Annotated in this window: 17 protein-coding genes; 8 read left to right on the top strand and 9 right to left on the bottom strand. The window is 41.8% G+C overall.

Translation table 11 applies throughout. The features are described 5' to 3' along the window. Complete coding sequence (locus tag AC3WJJ_RS01370; protein ID WP_492537323.1) at positions 1-1,077, top strand: copper resistance D family protein; 1,077 nt, start codon at positions 1-3, stop codon at positions 1,075-1,077. A 67-nt stretch (positions 1,078-1,144) separates the two neighbouring features. On the opposite strand, the gene AC3WJJ_RS01375 is transcribed toward AC3WJJ_RS01370, so the two are convergent. The 3 genes from AC3WJJ_RS01375 to AC3WJJ_RS01385 form a co-directional block, all read right to left on the bottom strand. After that, positions 1,145-2,518 (bottom strand): ABC transporter substrate-binding protein, encoded by a 1,374-nt coding sequence (locus tag AC3WJJ_RS01375; protein WP_492537325.1) that lies wholly within the window; start codon positions 2,516-2,518, stop codon positions 1,145-1,147. Positions 2,519-2,626: 108 nt separating this feature from the next. Further along, positions 2,627-3,451, bottom strand: coding sequence for a carbohydrate ABC transporter permease (locus tag AC3WJJ_RS01380; RefSeq protein ID WP_492537327.1), 825 nt, complete (start codon positions 3,449-3,451; stop codon positions 2,627-2,629). Further along, entirely contained in the window at positions 3,448-4,341 is an 894-nt protein-coding gene (locus tag AC3WJJ_RS01385) for a carbohydrate ABC transporter permease (RefSeq protein WP_492537329.1), read from the bottom strand. Before AC3WJJ_RS01385 ends, AC3WJJ_RS01380 begins: the two co-directional genes overlap by 4 nt. Before the next feature lie 174 nt (positions 4,342-4,515). On the opposite strand from AC3WJJ_RS01385, the gene AC3WJJ_RS01390 reads away from it, so the two are divergent. Further along, positions 4,516-4,941, top strand: a complete 426-nt coding sequence (locus AC3WJJ_RS01390) for a cell wall hydrolase (RefSeq protein ID WP_492537331.1) — start codon at positions 4,516-4,518, stop codon at positions 4,939-4,941. Between the two features lie 29 nt (positions 4,942-4,970). Continuing rightward, complete coding sequence (gerQ, locus tag AC3WJJ_RS01395; RefSeq protein WP_492537333.1) at positions 4,971-5,480, top strand: spore coat protein GerQ; 510 nt, start codon at positions 4,971-4,973, stop codon at positions 5,478-5,480. A 58-nt stretch (positions 5,481-5,538) separates the two neighbouring features. On the opposite strand, the gene AC3WJJ_RS01400 is transcribed toward gerQ, so the two are convergent. Further along, the gene (locus tag AC3WJJ_RS01400) at positions 5,539-7,392 is read right to left on the bottom strand and encodes an alkaline phosphatase (protein WP_492537335.1); all 1,854 of its coding nucleotides are present in this window, start codon (positions 7,390-7,392) and stop codon (positions 5,539-5,541) included. Between the two features lie 341 nt (positions 7,393-7,733). On the opposite strand from AC3WJJ_RS01400, the gene AC3WJJ_RS01405 reads away from it, so the two are divergent. Together AC3WJJ_RS01405 and AC3WJJ_RS01410 are read left to right on the top strand one after the other, a co-directional pair. Continuing rightward, complete coding sequence (locus AC3WJJ_RS01405) at positions 7,734-9,050, top strand: hemolysin family protein (RefSeq protein ID WP_492537337.1); 1,317 nt, start codon at positions 7,734-7,736, stop codon at positions 9,048-9,050. 164 nt (positions 9,051-9,214) lie between these two features. Then, a complete protein-coding gene (locus AC3WJJ_RS01410; protein ID WP_492537338.1) occupies positions 9,215-9,706 on the top strand; it encodes a hypothetical protein in 492 nt (163 codons plus the stop codon). 52 nt (positions 9,707-9,758) lie between these two features. Here the strand turns inward: AC3WJJ_RS01410 and AC3WJJ_RS01415 are convergent, their stop codons facing one another. The 4 genes from AC3WJJ_RS01415 to AC3WJJ_RS01430 form a co-directional block, all read right to left on the bottom strand. Next, positions 9,759-10,574, bottom strand: coding sequence for a DUF4367 domain-containing protein (locus tag AC3WJJ_RS01415; protein WP_492537340.1), 816 nt, complete (start codon positions 10,572-10,574; stop codon positions 9,759-9,761). Further along, complete coding sequence (locus tag AC3WJJ_RS01420) at positions 10,555-11,142, bottom strand: RNA polymerase sigma factor (RefSeq protein ID WP_492537342.1); 588 nt, start codon at positions 11,140-11,142, stop codon at positions 10,555-10,557. Before AC3WJJ_RS01420 ends, AC3WJJ_RS01415 begins: the two co-directional genes overlap by 20 nt. A gap of 197 nt (positions 11,143-11,339) precedes the next feature. Next, positions 11,340-12,569 carry an aminopeptidase gene (locus AC3WJJ_RS01425; protein WP_492537344.1) on the bottom strand — a complete coding sequence of 410 codons (1,230 nt, stop codon included), beginning with the start codon at positions 12,567-12,569 and terminating at the stop codon, positions 11,340-11,342. A gap of 130 nt (positions 12,570-12,699) precedes the next feature. Next, positions 12,700-13,932: an aminopeptidase gene (locus tag AC3WJJ_RS01430; protein ID WP_492537346.1), complete on the bottom strand. Its 1,233-nt coding sequence runs from the start codon at positions 13,930-13,932 to the stop codon at positions 12,700-12,702. A gap of 151 nt (positions 13,933-14,083) precedes the next feature. Between AC3WJJ_RS01430 and AC3WJJ_RS01435 the strand changes: the two genes are divergently transcribed. Then, on the top strand, positions 14,084-14,359 hold the full coding sequence (locus AC3WJJ_RS01435) for a hypothetical protein (RefSeq protein WP_492537347.1): 276 nt from the start codon (positions 14,084-14,086) through the stop codon (positions 14,357-14,359). 102 nt (positions 14,360-14,461) lie between these two features. Here the strand turns inward: AC3WJJ_RS01435 and AC3WJJ_RS01440 are convergent, their stop codons facing one another. Then, positions 14,462-15,814, bottom strand: a complete 1,353-nt coding sequence (locus AC3WJJ_RS01440; RefSeq protein ID WP_492537349.1) for a TrkH family potassium uptake protein — start codon at positions 15,812-15,814, stop codon at positions 14,462-14,464. A 75-nt stretch (positions 15,815-15,889) separates the two neighbouring features. On the opposite strand from AC3WJJ_RS01440, the gene AC3WJJ_RS01445 reads away from it, so the two are divergent. Both AC3WJJ_RS01445 and AC3WJJ_RS01450 read left to right on the top strand, forming a co-directional pair. Next, a complete protein-coding gene (locus AC3WJJ_RS01445) occupies positions 15,890-16,807 on the top strand; it encodes a DMT family transporter (protein WP_492537351.1) in 918 nt (305 codons plus the stop codon). A gap of 148 nt (positions 16,808-16,955) precedes the next feature. Beyond that, positions 16,956-18,866 carry an LTA synthase family protein gene (locus AC3WJJ_RS01450; RefSeq protein WP_492537352.1) on the top strand — a complete coding sequence of 637 codons (1,911 nt, stop codon included), beginning with the start codon at positions 16,956-16,958 and terminating at the stop codon, positions 18,864-18,866. Positions 18,867-19,016 lie beyond the last annotated feature (150 nt).

Raw genomic sequence — 19,016 nt, forward strand, 5'->3', positions numbered from 1 at the left:
ATGTATTGGATTAGTGAACCACTACTATATTTAGGATATGCAACTCTTGCGGGGATTACGGTTCTTTCTTTCGTACCTGATAGCAAGAAACCAAACATTAAATACCCTATCTGGCTCGGTCCAGCTGCAGCTGTAATCGTTGCTATATGTGCTTTCATTCCGATTTTTCAAATCATCATGTTCTTTAAAGATGATGTAGGATTCGCTCAATCGTTTAAAGCAGTCATGTTCTCCTTTAGTGAAGGTGAGAAATATGCATGGGTAGCGGTATTATCCCTGCTCATGGCTGTTCTAACAGTCATTCATCATCGAAGACCTACCACTAAACTGCGTTGGTTGATGCCCATCAGCTTATTAGGGATCTCCTTTGCGATGTCTTCATTTAATCACGCTGCTTCCTTGTTCGGATTTAAGGGTGAACTTGCTTTCTTCGGACATTTCACAGCGATGGCGGTATGGACAGGAACACTGCTTATGGTTGGCTTTTTTAACAAAGGAACATCTGGATGGGGAGCTTTCCTAAGATGGTTCCATCCCGTTGCTATCATTTCTGTTCTAATTGTAATTGGTTCTGGCCTGTACCTAATGAGTGGTGTTACACCTGATTTAATAAATAGTTGGGTTGTCCCATATGGTCAAGCACTTCTTGTTAAGCACATCCTGATTATTCCGCTTCTGGTCTTCGGATTTATTAACGGAAGTCTGATGAAGAGAAAACTGGAACGGCAGCCGGGCTTTAAACCCGCGATATGGACTAGAACTGAAGGAGTAATCTTAGGATTAATCTATATTGTGACCGGGTTTATGAATCAGCAGCCAGCTCCACATGATGTAACTGTAGCCTTAACCGGAGCCGATGCAGCTGAGCCTTTCAGATGGTTCCATCAAGAATACACAGGTATGCCTCTGGCCTTTGAATGGAGTGTAATTGGTATACTACTCTTCTTGGTTGGAGCAGCACTATGTTCTGCAATGATTGTTCTATTTAAACGTAGCAAAGGTGCAAGTATTGTCCTGTTATGTGGACTTGGTGCAGCGGCAGCTATTTATGCCGGAGTCATGTTCTCATTTCAATAAAAACAAACTCATGAAAAAACATCCCAAAGATCTGAGATCTTTTGGGATGTTTTTTTGTATCAACCTGTTACTTAACAGTTTTGTTATATACTTCGATTTTTGAAGTGATCTCTTTCGCAGCCTGATCCAGCGCTTCTTGTGCCGATTTCTTTCCATTTAATACTTCCTCAATTGCGGTCTCTGTAATTTGACGAGCTTCTGGGAATACACCCATGACTGCACCTTGCGTTGCTTGATTCGGCTCTGTCTGGTGGAGCTGATCCACTGCTGTCTGAAATTGAGGGTATTTCTCCAAATTTTCTTTCACTATTGATTCTTCATAGGCTTTGGTAGTCACCGGGAAGTAGCCTGTATTTATATGCCAGTAAGCTTGTGTCTTCGGCTCAGCAAGATATTTCATGAATTCCCAAGCACCTTGTTGTTCAGCTTCCGACTTGTTGTTAAGCATCCATAGGCTGGCTCCGCCGATAATAACGCCACCTTTGCCGCCATCAGAAGGTTTTGGTAAGAAAGCAGTACCTACTTCAAATTTCCCCTCAGAAGCGCTGACGATACCTCGTAGGGAGGCTGTAGAGTCAAGCATCATGGCGATCTGTCCAGCCGCAAATGCTTTTTTCGTATCATCTGTTTTTCGTCCTAGATTGAGTAAGGATTTATCGTCTAGCATTCCTTTCCACCACTCCAGTGTCTTCACACCTGCTTCCATATTCACTTGAGAAGCTGTAGCTAGAGCACTACGACCATTTCCATGATTGAGAATATCAGCGCCTTGATTAGCAAAAAACTGTTCCATAAACCATCCATAAATCGCAAAAGAAGCACCAGTCTGTCCATCTTTTGTCAGCTTTTTCGCTGCATCAGCCACTTCTTCATAAGTTTTAGGTGGGTTTTCCGGATCTAAACCAGCTGCTTTAAAAGCATCTTTATTGTAATAAAGTATAGGGTTTGAGGAGTTAAATGGCATTGAATATAGCTTATCTTCGAATGTGTAGTAATTCTTAATATTGGGTTCCAATGCGGATAGGTCATATTGTTCAGCATCAATAAAATCTTGAACGGGTTTAATGGCTTTCGTATCCATCATGAAACGACTCCCGATTTCATAGACCTGAATCATCGCCGGACCACTATCAGACCCGAGAGAAGCTTTGAGCTTATTTAAACTTTCATCATATGTCCCTTGGAATACGCCTTCGACCTGAATCTCGGGATGCTCAGCATTAAAGTCTGATATCAACTTGTCGGCGACAGTTCCCAGTTCCCCGCTCATAGAGTGCCACCACACTACTTTAACTGGTTCTTTAGGAGTGGATGGAGCTGAAGGATCAGCGGCTACAGGTTCAGGAGCATTAGATAAGGTTTTACTTCCACAAGCTGAGGATAGAATCATCATGCAAGCGAGCAGCATCAAGGTGAAGGATCTTTTTCCAATACGTTTCATGATCGGTTAATCTCTCCCTTTGAATATATAGTATGTATCTATATCAAAATTGCGGAATCAAAACCCGCAAAAGTGATTGCTCTAAAAAACGATCGAACCATCGTACCATTAACCTTTCAATGCTCCTGCGGTTATCCCACGAACCAAAGGTTTAAGTCCTAGAGCGAGTAATAGAAGAGAAGGTATCAGAAGTAATAATACCCCTGCAAGTATGAGGTTCCACGAGTTCATTTCTTCAAACTGAAGCATGCCGATACCGATTTGAACGGTTCGCATTTCCTCTCGATTGGTTGTCAAAAGCGGCCATAAGTACATATTCCAGTTGTTTAGGAACGAATATACGCCAAGGGTAGCCACGCCTGGCAAGGATAATGGCATAACCATTCGGATAAACATTCTTAAATGTCCACAGCCATCCACTTTTGCTGCTTCAAAGAGCTCTTTAGGGAGCTGCATAAAGTACTGTCTTAGTAAAAAGGTTCCGAATGCTGTAGCGAGAAACGGCACGATGAGTCCCGGATAAGAATCGAGCCAGTTAAGGCTTTTAATTGTTAAGTAATTAGGAATCATAATTACTTCCCATGGAACCATCATCGTCGCTAGAAACAAGCTGAATAACAGTGTTTTACCTGGGAATCTAAGAAAAGCAAAGGCATATGCAGCGAGACTGGCAGTCATAATCTGCCCGATCATAATGGACATGGAAACGATCATACTGTTGTTAATGAAACGAAGAACAGGAATCGTATCGATAACTTTTATAAAATTCGTCAGGTTTAAGGAAGAAGGAAGTAAGGGTGGTGGATAGACTGCTGATTCTGCCTCGCTCATCATGGAGTTAGATAGGGTGTACAGCAGAGGAAATGAGACAAGAATAGCGCAGATCAATAACGAGATGTAAATGCAGCTTCTGGGAAAGAGACGGATCTTCACCCGTAATGCACCTTCTTTTCAATGAATTTGAATTGAACGATGGTGAGTAAAAGAATGATAGCGAACAGAATTAATGCCTGTGCGCTTCCGATGCCGAAGCGAAAGTTAATAAATGCATCTTGATAAATGTTATAGACCATCACATTCGTGGTGTTCATTGGGCCGCCTTTAGTCAGAATATTAATTTGGCCGAATGCTTGAAAAGCCCCAATGATGGATACTACGAAGGTAAAGAATAGTGTTGGGGAGATTAGTGGCATTGTTATTTGTACAAAGGTTCGCAGCGGTCCTGAGCCATCTATTCTTGCACTGTCATAAATCTCATCCGAGACACCTAGCATTCCACTTAGCATCAAAATGTAGTTGAAACCAAGATTCATCCATATCGTCATCAGTGAAACGGATAGCATAGCCCACCTGGGATCCGTTAACCACTGAATTGAATCCAGTCCAACGATCTGCAAGAAGTAGTTGAGTATACCTAAAGTGGGGTGATACATAATCATCCAGATCATTGACCCGGTACCTACAGAAACAGCCATGGGTAATGAGAATATAAATCGGAATAGCTTCATTCCCTTCAAATAATTATGGGTTAACGCAGCCAGCAATAGGGCTACTGCGATACCAACGGGCACCGTAAGTACGATAAATATCACGGTGTTCATAAAGCTTGTATAGAACTTCTCGGATAGGAGTATTTCTTTGAAGTTATCCATTCCAACGTACTCGGCTACACGACCTTGTGGATCCGTTAGGAACAAACTAAGATAAACGGACTTTAGGAGCGGGTAGAACAGAAATATACCGAACAGAAGCAGTGAAGGAGCCAACAAAACATACGCCAACATCATTTCTTTACGCCTCATCAGTATCATCGATTTGTCCATACCTCACTTTCAACTTGACCTTACAAAGCCAAGTATAGATTGCTCTTGTTAAGTTTAATGGTTGGTTATGTAAGTTCAGCGTAATTTATCAAAATTAATTAACGTATTGTCACCACCCTAGGCAGATGCACATAAGATACATGGTGAACACAAGGAAGGAAGGAGGAGGGGACTGTGGCCGTTATCAAGACGAATTCATCGGATGTCGACTTATTAGCCCGATTGATGCGTGCTGAGGCTGAGGGTGAAGGGGAGCAAGGAATGATGATGGTTGGAAATGTCGGCGTGAACCGGATCTTAGCGAACTGCTTAGACTTCAAAAATATCCGGAATATGAATGACATGGTGTACCAAAATCCTGGCGGATTTGAAGCAACGCAGAAGGGCTATTTTTATCAGAGAGCTCGAGATCGGGATCGAAGATTAGCTCAGCGAGCTATTAACGGGGAACGGACCTGGCCTGCGAATTATGCATTGTGGTTCTTTAGACCGGCAGGAGATTGTCCACCAACTTGGTATAACCAAGAAAACACCGGTCGGTACAAAGCCCACTGCTTTTTCCAACCTACTTATGATGATTGTCCGAATGTGTACAGATAGCTTTTGGTTATTAAAGGAGGAAATTACTTATGAATAACGGAGTGACACCTGTGAACTATACGATCGGAAATGGATACCCTGGACTTCAACAGCAGAACTTTCAACAGGGATTCTCGCAACAGCAACAAGGATTCCAACAACAAAGTAACCCTCAAGGAGGATGCCAACAACGCGGGACTGGAGCTTATACAGGTAACGTCCCCCCTCAGGTGATGAGCGGCGCAACAATGACACCAGGAGGAACCGTTGTTCCGACTCCACCTCAGTTTGAGCAATCCTATGTTGAAAATATCCTTCGTTTGAACCTTGGTAAAGTAGGAACCTTCTATATGACTTACGAGAACAACTCGCAGTGGAATGCAAAAGTGTTCAAAGGCGTATTGGAAGCGGCTGGCCGTGATCATATCATTATTAGTGAGCCTCAAACCGGACGCAGAATTCTTCTGCTCATGGTAAATCTTGATTATGTAGTCTTCGATGAGCCGTTGAAATACCAATACCCTGGAGTAGTTGGCAATCCACCACAGACAGGAAGATAATAAGTATATAAAAGCCGTACATCCTAACATAGGATGTACGGCTTTTTGAATACGGATGTTACTTTTTCACTTTTTCTTTTACGGGATCTAATTGCAATGCAATCATCATCTTACGGAAGACTTCCGTATTGTCCATATAGCCATTGAAGAGGGAGGCTCCAGCGCCGGACGCGTTTATTGGCACATCATCAAACGTATGAACCTCTTGGCCCTCATCATGAGGTAAGTTTCCATTATAATGAATTCCATCCGAATCTTTATCAGGATTCGCAATGTACCAAGATTTATCGGTAACTGTAGGGTCTTGAATGGTCGGACTAATCGGTTTTGGATTCGTTAGATAGTTCTCATTGTAATCTGGGTGGTTGCCCCAGCCAATAGCGAGTTTCCAGTCTGTATCGGGATGATCTGGAAAGCCATCACCATTCTTATCCGTATAGGTAGGGAATTTGGAATCTGCATACGTACCAATGAACTCACGAAGCTCATCTCCTGTTTTACCAGCAGACTCTTTCACTGAGAAAGTTCCATTTAACGTCATGGAATGACCGTGATCAGCAGTAACGATTACAAGTGTATCAGGATGTTTACGCACATATTCTTTAACAAGACCTACCGTTTGGTCAAACTCGATCGTATCCCAGAGGAAACGTTCCATATCCATCGTATGTGCTTGTTTATCAATGGAAGCACCTTCAACCATCAGGAAAAATCCATTTTTGTTCTTGTCTAGAATACTTATTGCTTTAGAAGTCATCTCCATAAGAGTAGGCTGATCCTTATATTCACCTACGATTGCTGGGTTGTTTGGTTTTGTGTATTCCCTGTCAAAATATACGTTCATATTTCCTGGCCGAAATAAACCTATTAGCTTACCATTTGTTTTTGCTTTTGATAGCTCGGATGCGCTTGATACATAGGAATAACCTTCTTTTTTGTATGTATCAATCAGATTGTTATTATCTTTACGTTTGCCACCAGATTGTTCGGGAAGGAACCACTCTCTGCCACCTCCAAGCAGAACATCAGGGCTACGAGCTGGATCTAAGTAGGATTTAGCAATGAATTCGGATTCATAACGAGAACGAGTATGACTTGCCATAGCGGCAGGAGTAGCATCGGTTATATCTGCTGTGGTCACAAGCCCTGTAGACATTCCACGCGTTCGCTTCACAAGTTCAATGATGTTTTCAACTTTGGGGTCATCTAAGGGATCTGGGGTATTATCAGGATATACCCCCTCAGCATTCACTGCTGTTTTATGCCCAGTAGCATATGCGGAGGCACTGTTAGCTGAATCTGTTACGATGGAATCCATCCCAGAAGTTGTAACCATACCGAATGAGTCCATTTTCTCCATTTCGAGCCATCCATTAAATTTGCCCTCGTTTATCCCTTTTGAAACGACGCGTGCTGCTGTTCTGATATTAGCGCTCATACCATCGCCTACCATGAGAACGACATTCTTGGCTTTTTTCGTATCTCCGATCGCTTGATACACATCGTACTTGACTGTCTTAGAGATCATCTTGCCGTTATTCTTGCTTTTTACCTGAATGGAAACTTGTCCAGGAGTTTTGAATGCTATATCGCGTATCGTATATTCGGTACTGTTCTTTGTGGCGTGAGTAAGAACAGGTTTCTTACCAAAATATGTTGTGGCGTCCTTCCCGTTAACAAGTACTTGGAGTGCTTCTGTTGTTGTAGAGAGGCCCGTGATTTCAACTCGAAAGTCTAGTTTTTGTCCTGCCAACACGGTAGCACGATCAATAGGTAGAATTGTAATTACGGGAGCAGCGGCTGTCTGTTTTGTACCAGTTCCATCTGCGAAAACGGCGGTAGGGGCCGTTCCACCTAGTGCAGTTATGAGGGCAAGCAAGAGAGCGGTCATTCGTGTTGTACCATTCTTCATTATACTAATCCTCCTCAATAATTTGTATTTGAGAACTAGTATGAAGGGTGAACATTAAGAGGGCATCAAATCGGTGTAAACGAGTGTTAAATGATGATATTCAAAAAACAGCATGTAACATCACGGTTTTATGTCATATCAGAGCGTTTGACTGTGTATCGTATAACTATATAATTACTTATATAGGTTGTTTACGTTAAAAAAGAAAAGGAGATGAGACCATTGGGGAATTGATGCGTGTCCTAAATACGTTATTATGCATAATGGCTCCACACATTTTTGATAACCGAAGGAGGTGTTCCTATTCGTCTTAGTGTTTCTTACGGCGGATAGGAGATCGATTGAGTGACCCTTTACCGAGTTTTATTGGAATAACCTTGGTATTATTCTTAGTAGTTCTTAATGGCTTTTTTGTATCAGCGGAACTAGCCTTTGTTAAAGTTAGAGGAAGTCGGATTGATGTTCTTGCTGAAGAAGGAAACAAAAAGGCGAAGATTTCCCAGCAGATATTGCGTAATCTAGACAATTATTTATCCGCATGTCAGCTAGGGATTACGATTTCATCTCTAATACTTGGATGGATCGGAGAGCGTGCATTGGCTGCCATTATCGCTCCTTGGTTTGAAATGTTAGGTCTTAATGACATCTTACTGCACGCCGTGTCCATTGTGATTGCATTTACACTGATCGCTGTAATGCATATTGTACTCGGTGAGCTTGCTCCCAAAACAGTTGCCGTTCGTAAAGCAGAATCGATTATGTTAATGTCGGCAAGGCCGATGAACGTATTTTATAAATTAATGTATCCGGTTATCTGGTTCGTAAATGGTTTATCTAATGGTCTACTACGTATATTCCGAATGACGCCTGTCGTAGAGCGGGGAAGTGCTCATACGGAAGAAGAAATCCGAGATCTCATGAAGGAGAGCAGTGAGATTGGTTTAATCAATGATACCGAACTGACCTTAGTAGATAATATATTTGAATTTGCGGATACAACAGCAAGAGAGATCATGATTCCGCGTACGGATATGATCTGTCTTTACACCAATCTGTCTATGGAGGAAAATCTTGAAATAGCTCATGAAGGCATGAGAACTCGATATCCAATCTGTGATGAGGATAAGGACCATATCATTGGTTTTATTCACATTAAGGATCTGATGCGTGGATATATTCGGGATCAATTATCACTTATTCGCCCCATTATTGCAGTTCCTGAATCCATGCAAATCAGTGAACTCTTAAAAAGAATGCAGCGTAGTAAGACTCAGATCGCAATTCTGATCGATGAATATGGCGGAACTTCTGGTCTGGTTACACTCGAAGACATTATGGAGGAGATCGTTGGTGAAATTCAGGATGAATTTGATGAGGAGCGGCAGGGTATTGAGATCGTGTCGGAGGATGAGTATTCTATTGACGGTTTGATGTTGATTGATGAAATTAATGACCAGTTTGGTCTAGATGTGGATACAGAGGATTACGATACCATTGGTGGTTGGTTGTCTTCTCGATTGGAGGCCATCTTACCTCATCAAGGTCAATCCTATAATTATGGCGAATATTTGTTCGTGGTAGAAGAAACAGAGAATAAGAGAATATCACGTATACGTTTGTTAAGACAGGAAGAGATACAAGCAGAAGCCGGCGCTTAGAACCGGCGGAGTAATAGGCAGTGGCTTTTAGCCACTGTCTTTTTTTGTGATCTAAACACATTCTATACATGACAGAAAAAGATGATAAAGATGTAATTTTTTAGGTGGTTAACGATGTTAATATATGGATGTTCACTAAAATATAAAGAAGACAGGTGAGGTATATGTCCAAAATGAAAAAGCGTTCTCGAGTAATCACGGCTTTCTCTGCAAGTTTGTTACTTAGCTTAGCCATCGCAGGCGGAGCATCTGCTGATACATCTGCATCAGAGTTTGCACCAGGGGCAAAGACGTCTGCTCCTCCCGTAGAAATGAATATAAATACGATTAATCCACTCGCAACTTATTTAAAAACTACAAGTTCTGATATCCGCAAGCTATCTTCAAGTAATGTTCAGATTACTGCGACTACAACAGCTACACAGACTGTAGATTCAGTCGGAGTTAACTTCACGTTTCAACGTTGGACAGGCTCCGTATGGGTTGATATAGATAGCTATTCTGGTAGTTCATCCAATACAAGTGCCTACAATGGCTCTAGTAGCTTTACTGCAGTGTCGGGATACTATTATCGCGGTAGAACGACCCATTATGTTCGTAAAGGTTCTTCTTATGAAGAACAAGTCATGTTTACCCAATCTTTATTGATGGGTTAATCATCACATACATAGAAGAAGAGGGTGTACCCCATAGGGTGCACCCTCTTCTTTATGGTAAACTGTTAGCGATCTTCAACAGTTCCTTTTTGCTTAATTCACCATTAATGTGTATTAGTACAGTATTATAAGTAAATTGTAATGAATCAGCACTGCTTGGGCCCTGTGAATAAATTGCCTCAATTCCTGATTTCAGATACAATGTTTCAGCATTTGGAGAAATGAGGGTACTCACAGCAACCTCACCTGTTTCCAGATCGGTATATTTTACGTTTAGAAGCTTTCCTTCCGAAGATACATACTGTACGATCATGTTATAAATCGGTGCAGTATCATTCTCAGGAGCTACATAGACTTGATTGTATTGATATTCCTTCGGAAAGTATCCGAATTCTGTGTAGGGAAATGTAATCCTAGATAAGACTTCATCAAACGTGAAATCAAAGTCAGAGGATGAACTACTCCATAATAGCTTCTCTCCCAAATTTCCTGATTGTTCAGGTGATTCTGGTGGCCGACTGGTCTTAGGTATTGTGGTTCCAGATGAAGGTTTATTCTTACCGGATATAATCGTTACAATGCCGTCGCCCCAATCTTTAATCTGTTGATATATAGGCGTTACGGCTTGAGATATAGGTGGGGGAGAGAAGACGATAGCCCCCATGGCCATAGATGCTGCAATAATACCCGCATACTGAAATCTGCGCCAACGCTTTTTTTGTTTACTTCTCGCTGCAATCTGCTGCTTAACCTGAAGCCAGGATTCTCGTTTGGTGTCATGATTAACTGAAGAAGTGGTATTCGCAGCACGTTCAAAAGCTTCATCAAAAGCTTCGTTAAACCAATCATCATATTTTTCGTTGTTCATCCATAACACCCCACTCCCTATAGAGCATTTTCTTAACGGATTCCCTGGCTCGGAAGAGTCGCTGCTTCACAATGTCTTCCCTGGTGTCTAACAGTTCAGCGATTTCCTTGTAAGTTAACCCCTGTTTCCATCGAAATTCAATAAGCTGCCGATATTCTGGTTTCAATTGCTCAAGATAGAACACAATTGATTCTTCCATCATTTTGGATTCAACTTGATGTTCTATATTAGTGGAAGAAACAACCAATTCCTCTTCACTAATAAAAACACGGTCAACATCGACTTGGTTACGGTATTTTTTATTTTTTCTTAAATAATTCATCGTTGTATTTTTGGAAACGACTCTTAGCCATGCTTTTAACTTATTCTCGTTCTCAAAAGTAGGTTTATTCGTAATCACTTTAATGAATGATTCCTGAATGATATCCTCAACAGCAGTGTGGTCTCGGAGCACGTACATAATCTGTCCGTAAACCAAATCATAAAATTCGTAGTAAACCTCTTCCTGAAGGGGTTCACTTAAGTCATTAAAATCTGCTGCGAGGAGTAGTTGCAGTCGATTCGACATGCGAATATCTCCTCCTCGGTGTATCCTCTTCCGTATCCTTCCATCATTTTACCTCATTTTCAGCACGAAAGCCCAATATTTTCTAGTGATTAGGAAAATTTTAAGAGAGGAAGTTTATGAAGCATTTATACTTGAATATAAAAAAGAGGTAACCGATGATTCGGTTACCTCTTCAGGTTACGATTGAAATGGTTTACTTATGCCCAATTACCGTTCAAGAAGATGGGTTCTTCTTGACCATCATGGGTGATGCCCGTAATATTAAGCTCTTTTGAGCCCATCATGAAATCAACGTGAGTAATACTTGCGTTTAGACCACTTTCAGCAAGCTGCTCAGATGTCATTGTCTTTCCACCCTCAAGGTTAAAGGCATATGCACTTCCGATTGCAAGGTGACAAGAAGCATTCTCGTCAAACAAGGTGGTGTAATATAGGATTCCACTCTCTGAAATAGGGGAGGCATAAGGGACTAATGCTACTTCTCCAAGATAATGAGACCCCTCATCCATTTCTATAAGACGTGTGAGCGTATCGAATCCTTCTTCTGCAGTATAATTAACGATCCGCCCGTTCTCAAAGGTTATGGAGAAGTTATCAATAATGTTACCTCCATAACTTAGTGGCTTGGTGCTGCGAACCGTGCCGTTAACACCTGTCTTCAGAGGAGCTGTAAACACTTCTTCTGTAGGAATGTTAGCTACAAATCGGTCACCCTTTTCATTGAGGCTTCCAGCTTGCGCCCAAATATGTCCTTCAGGTAACTCAACCATTAAATCCGTACCTTCTGACATGAAATGAAGCTTATGATATTTCTTACGGTTTAGTTCATCTGATTTTTGCTGAAGCTTCTCAATATGATCTTCCCAGGCTGCAATTGGATCTTCTTGATCGGCGCGTACTGCCTGGAATATAGCATCCCACAACAATTGCACTTGTTCTTCTTGCGGAGCATCGGGGAACACTTTAGCCGCCCAATCTGGTGAAGCAAAAGCGAGGCCTGTCCAGCTCATTTTATCAGCTTGTTGATACTGACGATATTTTGCCATGGCAGAACCGAAGGTACGCTGATAATTAGAGATGCGTTCTGGATGAACGCCTTTCATCAGGTCTGGGTTGGCTGAGAGAATGGTCATAAAAGCTGCTCCATTCTCAGCGAGCTCAGTCATTTCTTCAGCATAATACTTCGGTGGTTCAAGAAAGGATTCGTCTGACGCTAAATCGTAACGGATCCGGTTTACTTGTTCATCACTATAATTGACTTTTACGTTCTTAGCACCCGCTTCATATGCCTTCTTCACTACAAGGCGCACAAGTTGTGCGGCTTCAATCATTGCGTTAACAACCAGCGTTTGATTAGGCTGTAGATTAACACCAACTTTCACAGCGAGTTCGGCATAACGATCTAGTTTTTCCTCAAATGTAAGCATAGTGGAACCTCCATATCTATCAATGTAATGTATATAATTTACCTTGGGTCAATTACAGGGTGGGAGAGGTCACATGAATAATAAGGTACAGCAACCGTTACTCCTTAGAGTTTCGGCGCTGTGACTTCGATTAAAATGCCCAGTTTCCGTTACGGAATACAGGCTCTTCACGGCCATCTTCAGTAATTCCATTAATATCCATATCAGCTGAACCGATCATGAAATCCACATGTGTCACACTTGTATTCAGTCCATGTTTCACAAGATCCTCTTGAGACATCTCTTTACCGCCTTCAAGGCAAAATGCATAAGCGCTTCCGATGGCTAAATGGTTAGAGGCGTTCTCATCAAATAGAGTGTTGTAATATAAAATATTCGATTCCGAAATTGGAGATTGGTGAGGAACCAGTGCAACTTCACCTAAATAGCGAGCACCTTCATCCATATTGAGCAACCGCTCAAGTGTTTCATAACCTTGTTCAGCAGTAAAGCTGACAACACGACCGTTCTCAAATGTTAGCGAAAACTTATCTACAATATTGCCTGCGTAGCTTAGTGGTTTCGTGCTGCTAACGGTTCCGTTAACTCCGGTCTTAAGTGGAGCAGTAAACACTTCTTCTGTAGGCATATTAGCAACAAAGGAATGACCTTGTTCGTTAATGCTATCCCCTTGAGCCCATATATGACCTTTAGGAAGCTCGATCGTAAGATCGGTTCCTGGTGCTATGTAATGCAGTGCTTTATACTTCTTAGCATTTAGTACAGCAGATTTCTCGTCAAGCACTTTAAGATGCTCTTTCCAAGCTTCTACTGGATTATCTTGATCTACTCGTACCGTATGGAAGATAGCTTCCCATAACTTGTCCATCTGTTGATCTTCTGGAGCCTCTGGGAAAACTTTAGCAGCCCAAGCAGGGGATGGAACGGCAATCAGGCACCAGCTGAATTTGTCAGCTTGCTGATACGCACGATACTGCTTCATAGCTTCACCGCGTGTTTTATAGAAATTCGCAATTCGTTCTGGATCAATACCATTCAAGAGATCTGGATTCTCAGCAAGTACATGGAGGACCGCTGCTCCGTTCTCAACCAGTTCAACCATTTCTCCTGCAAACCATTTAGGCTTATCTGTAAACACATCGTCAGATGCCTTCTCATACTGAAGCCTTGTTAAGGTTTCATCGTTCCAGATCACTTTGACGAGGCGGGCACCCGCTTCGTACGCTTTAGTAGCGATCAAGCGGATAAAATCAGCGGATTCTACAGGTGCATGGACCACTAAGGTCTGACCTTTCTGTACATTGACCCCTACTTTTACGGTCAATTCCGCATATTTGTCCAGAGATGATTTAAAGTTGGACATTTGGTACCCTCCAATTACATATTTATTTTAAAACATAACCACATTATACTAAATTGCACACAAGATGAAAAATTCTAATCGATCTGAACAAAAAATGATATACTGTGATCTGTGAACAACAGTGTTAAGCATGATTAAGGAGAGTGTACCCATGTCTAAGGTTACCATTGAACGCGCAGGTATGCAGCGTGATGAAGAGAATAATTTTGTAGGCTACGCCGTGTTTTCCGTAGAAGGACAAGCGACCGCATATGAAATCACATTTTTAAGCAAGAACGGTAAGGATTGGGATTATAGTATGAACTTCGCTGGAGAACCTGGACCAGAAGAAGAGTTCTTGAAAGTAGATGCACTTATTGAAGCAGACGACGATTTATTTGATGATTTACTGGATGCAGCCATTGATGCAGGTGGTTTTGAGTCATAATACGAAGCGCTGTTAAATGTATGGGAGCGTGAAACACAAACAAACCGTCCAATTCCGTATAGGAGTGGACGGTTTGTTCTGTGATTCAAGAGCGGTGAGGTATCAGCCGATAATAATTCGGCCCTCAGGATGACGGTACAATTCTTTGTAACGTTTACGGTTCAAAGCATAAGCTAAAGTTAACGGCCCAAGACGACCAAGGAACATAAGGATCGCAATGGTAACCTTGCCTACTTCAGATAAATCTGTGGTGATTCCCATCGATAAGCCAACGGTACAAAAAGCGGAAACAGCTTCAAACAGAATGGCTAGAAAGTCTTTAGACTCTGTAGCTGAGAGGAACATGGAGAAACCAACCAATAGTAGCAGCGAAATAATCGTTAACGTAACTGCACGGTAGACAATGGCTTCAGAGATACGGTTACGGAACAGTACAACATCACGTTTTCCTTTTATCATGGTAATTACTGATCCGACCAACACGGCAAAAGTGGTCACCTTGATTCCTCCACCCGTTGATCCGGGAGCTGCTCCGATAAACATGAGCATGATTAAGAAAAATTGAGTTGATTGCTGAAGCTCGCCGATATCCACGGTACTGATTCCTCCAGATCTAGATGTGATGGACTGAAAGAAGGAAGCCATGATCTTTTGCGGATAGGAGAGCGGTCCGAGCGTTGCTTGGTTGCTGAATTCAAGCATGAACAGCGCTAATGCCCCGATACCAATCAAGAGCGCGGAGACGGTAAGGACAACCTTAGAGTGCAGGGATAATTTTCGACACTTGGGATATTCCATGACATCAAACATAACGATAAAACCGATACCACCGAGGAAAATAAGAAACATGTTGATGATATTGAGTATTGGGTCCGTGCCATATGCAACAAATCCAGTAAAAGGACCATGAATACTGCCGAGTAAATCAAATCCTGCATTATTGAATATCGAAACACTCTGAAATACGCCGAGATAGACAGCATCCGTTAACGGCATCTCTTTCCAAAAACGTAAGGTTAGTAGCAGCGCACCAATACCTTCAATGGTAAAGGCATAAATGAGAACACGCCGAATCAGGTCTACAATCCCTTGAATCTGGTACTGACCCATAGCTTCCTGAAGAATCATGCGTTCACGAAGAGAGATTCTTCGGTTCAGCATGAGTGCAATCCAAGTTGCAGATGTCATAAAGCCGAGACCACCAAGCTGGATGAGCATCAGAATAACAATCTGGCCAAATGTTGACCAGTGTGTTCCGGTATCCACTACGGTTAGGCCAGTAACGCTAATTGCGGATACTGCTGTGAAAAATGCATCAATGAACTTGGTATGTATGCCATGTTCGACTGAAATGGGGAGTTTTAATAAAAATGTGCCGATGAGTGCAATGGAAAGGAAGCCAATCGCTAGAAATTTCGGTGGACTCATCCGATTAGGTAGTTGTTTCTTCTTCATATCGCTGCAATTAATCTCCTTACAATATAATAAGCATTCTCTAATAATACACGAAAGGTGAGAGATTTAACCATCATGAATCCACAAAAACCTCCAATTCCGGTCGCAATTCCACTTTTTATCGGCATTACTGCTATTTCATTCTCATCCATTTTTGTAAAATGGTCAGATGCACCGGTATCTATCCAAGCCATGTATAGACTTTTATTCACGATGCTGCTTATGCTTCCTTTTAGCTTAAGGTACATAAGAGATGTTCGCAGATTTACAGGAGCTGATGTATTTAAGCTTATAGCCTCCGGGACCATGTTGGCTCTTCATTTTTTACTCTGGATGGGGTCATTGCAATGGACCAGCGTAGCCAGCTCAACCATTATTTTGGCGTTACAGCCTGTGTTTGTTATGATTGGCGCTTATTTCTTCTTTAAAGAGAAAACATCTTATTCAGCACTACTCGGAATGGGGATTGCGTTCCTTGGTGTATTTCTGCTCATTGGAAAAGGGGGGATGAGTGGAAGCCAATCGCATCTGACAGGGGACTTAATGTCACTCTTTGGCACGATGGCTGTTGCTGTACATATGTTGCTCGGGCAAATGCTACTTCGCCGAATACCATCCTTTATTTACAGTTGGTTCGTTTTTGCGTTTGCTGCACTGTTCTTGGCTCTCTATAATGGCATCTCAGGCATTCCCATGACAGGCTATCCGCTTCACGAATGGGGGATATTTGCTTTGCTCGCGATTGTACCGACGGTGTTTGGTCATCTGCTCTTTAATTGGTTGATGAAATACTCATCAGCCTCAACCGTATCCATGAGTGTGCTTGGGGAACCGGTAGGGGCAAGTCTACTCGCATTCTTGTTACTCCATGAATCTATGAATGGGTTACAAGCGGCTGGAGGTGGTCTTGTCCTGCTTGGACTGATATTATTCTTGAATGTTCGGTCATCCCGAAAAAGTGTTAACGAACTTCCAAATAAAAGTATGAGCTGAAGCTTCACGATGAACTATTTACTTAGAATAAAAGCTTACTCATAAAGAGCCAAAATAGAATGAGGTTTACTTACCTGTTATAATAGGGAACGATTCTTAACATAATATTTCATAAAGAGAGACAGGGAGAATGAGAATGGAAAGAACCATGAAACAAAGAACAGCATTGTTCTGCGGCGTTTTTTTGCTCCTGCTGCTGAAATTAATGCTTCTAAGATTATTTTTGTTTAATGAAGTCGAATGGGGAAGGGTTCTGACTGATGTATTCTCATTACTGGTCTTAATGAGCTTACTTGAACTTCTTATTCCAATGAAGGCTAGACATGTTGCTTACTGGGTCTTTAACCTGATTATATCGATAATATTGTTTGCTTCTGCGGTCTACAATGTATACTTTGGCTCTATACCAACGTATACAGCATTATCCGGCCTGGGACAGGTGCATCAAGTTCGCTCAAGTATTTCTACATTAATCGAACCGGAACACTTCATTTTCTTCATAGATGTTCTGGTTATGGCAATCTTCTGGATTGTAAATCGATTCCGTCGCAAGAGAATAAAATCAAGTGAAATGACGTTTACACAATACTCTTTCCGAGGGCGCCGCAGAATATCAGCGTGGAAACTAAGCATGGTGGGATTATTTATTGTTGGTGTTGTCATCTCAGCCCTCTACATCCGAAAAGGGTGGGGAATAGAGAATGAACTCGTACGAGCAGAACATATGGGTTTCATTAATTACCAAGTCACAGCGATCCTGAAGAGCAATCAGGAGAAGCGGGAGCTGGCAGAAGGTAGCTTGCAGGATACTATTAATGAAATTAAAGAGCTTCAAGAAAGCTATCCGTACCGAGATGTCGATCAAATCGGGAAGGAACCGAAGTATTTTGGAGCCGGTAAAGGTAAAAATCTCATCATCGTGCAGATGGAGTCCTTGCAAAACTTCCCGATTCATCAGTCATTAAATAATCAGGTTCTGACACCTGTAATGAATCAACTCGCCGATGATGGATTGTATTTCCCCTATATCTACCAGCAGATTGGTCAGGGGAATACGTCAGATGCGGAGTTTTTATCCAACACGTCGATCTATCCACTAGGATCAGTTGCAATGTCAACTGGATTTGGTGGGAAAGAACTGCCGAGTTTACCTAAGCTCCTTGGAAAATTCGGATATGTAAGCAATACATTTCATGTAAACGAAGTAACCTTCTGGGACAGAGTTAAAATGTACCCAGCACTAGGCTTTGACCATTATTATGATAAGCCTAATTATACGAATGATCATTTTAATTCTTTCGGACCTTCGGACGAAGAGTTATATCGTGTAGGCATCGAGAAGCTGAAGCAGGTGCAGCAGGATAATAAACCATTCTATGCACAGTTCATCACCGTCTCAAGTCACTCTCCATTCACCGTTCCAGAGGAATTCTCGAAGATAGAAATTCCTACAGAGCTTGTAGGAACTCAGCTTGGAAACTATCTGGATTCAGTTAACTATTCTGACTATGCTCTGGGTAAGCTGATTGAGTCACTCAAACAGAATGGGCTGTGGGAGAATACCGTATTAATGGTATATGGAGATCATCAAGGTATTAACAGTAAAGATACAGATTCCAGTTTAATTACATCTTATCTAGGTGTACCTTACCATGATCAAGTAAGTCGATTTAACATTCCCCTTATCATTCACATTCCGGGCTTAACCGAAGGAAAGCGGATTGAACAAGTCGGCGGGCAAGTGGATATGATGCCTACAATCGCAAATATTATGGGTATATCCTTGAGAGAAGAACAGTTCACTGCTCTCGGACAAGATCTGCTCAACATTGAGAAGAATGCCATCGGAATGAGATACTACTTACCTACGGGTTCCTTCTTTAACAATGAGGTCATGTTTGTACCTGGTAATGGTTTTGATGATGGAACAGCCGTTTCCTTAAAGACGCTTAAGCCAGTGAAAGATATTTCTCCTTATCGAGAAGACTATGAGTATATTCTGCGCCTCATGAAATTGTCTGATGAGTATGTGAAACGACTGCCAAATCGGGCCCCATAGATAGATGAAGAACCGTACAAGCTTATTGTACGGTTCTTTTTATTCGAAGTAATGGGATTGATATTTACAGCTATTTGGTTTAATGTGTCATTATTGTTAACCTAAAGCGTAAATTATTTGGTTTACAATAATAATTGATAAGGAGAATAA

This window comes from Paenibacillus sp. FW507-14B1B, assembly GCF_058781425.1.

What these genes read in the sequence shown, in the direction of transcription:
- gerQ (WP_492537333.1), top strand. Translation starts at nt 4,971, where the DNA reads ATGAATAACGGAGTGACACCTGTGAACTATACGATCGGAAATGGATAC.
- AC3WJJ_RS01425 (WP_492537344.1), bottom strand. Translation starts at nt 12,569, where the DNA reads ATGCTTACATTTGAGGAAAAACTAGATCGTTATGCCGAACTCGCTGTG.
- AC3WJJ_RS01450 (WP_492537352.1), top strand. Translation starts at nt 16,956, where the DNA reads ATGAAACAAAGAACAGCATTGTTCTGCGGCGTTTTTTTGCTCCTGCTG.
- AC3WJJ_RS01400 (WP_492537335.1), bottom strand. Translation starts at nt 7,392, where the DNA reads ATGAAGAATGGTACAACACGAATGACCGCTCTCTTGCTTGCCCTCATA.
- AC3WJJ_RS01435 (WP_492537347.1), top strand. Translation starts at nt 14,084, where the DNA reads ATGTCTAAGGTTACCATTGAACGCGCAGGTATGCAGCGTGATGAAGAG.
- AC3WJJ_RS01415 (WP_492537340.1), bottom strand. Translation starts at nt 10,574, where the DNA reads ATGAACAACGAAAAATATGATGATTGGTTTAACGAAGCTTTTGATGAA.
- AC3WJJ_RS01385 (WP_492537329.1), bottom strand. Translation starts at nt 4,341, where the DNA reads ATGGACAAATCGATGATACTGATGAGGCGTAAAGAAATGATGTTGGCG.
- AC3WJJ_RS01370 (WP_492537323.1), top strand. Translation starts at nt 1, where the DNA reads ATGTATTGGATTAGTGAACCACTACTATATTTAGGATATGCAACTCTT.
- AC3WJJ_RS01410 (WP_492537338.1), top strand. Translation starts at nt 9,215, where the DNA reads ATGTCCAAAATGAAAAAGCGTTCTCGAGTAATCACGGCTTTCTCTGCA.
- AC3WJJ_RS01420 (WP_492537342.1), bottom strand. Translation starts at nt 11,142, where the DNA reads ATGTCGAATCGACTGCAACTACTCCTCGCAGCAGATTTTAATGACTTA.
- AC3WJJ_RS01375 (WP_492537325.1), bottom strand. Translation starts at nt 2,518, where the DNA reads ATGAAACGTATTGGAAAAAGATCCTTCACCTTGATGCTGCTCGCTTGC.
- AC3WJJ_RS01430 (WP_492537346.1), bottom strand. Translation starts at nt 13,932, where the DNA reads ATGTCCAACTTTAAATCATCTCTGGACAAATATGCGGAATTGACCGTA.
- AC3WJJ_RS01445 (WP_492537351.1), top strand. Translation starts at nt 15,890, where the DNA reads ATGAATCCACAAAAACCTCCAATTCCGGTCGCAATTCCACTTTTTATC.
- AC3WJJ_RS01440 (WP_492537349.1), bottom strand. Translation starts at nt 15,814, where the DNA reads ATGAAGAAGAAACAACTACCTAATCGGATGAGTCCACCGAAATTTCTA.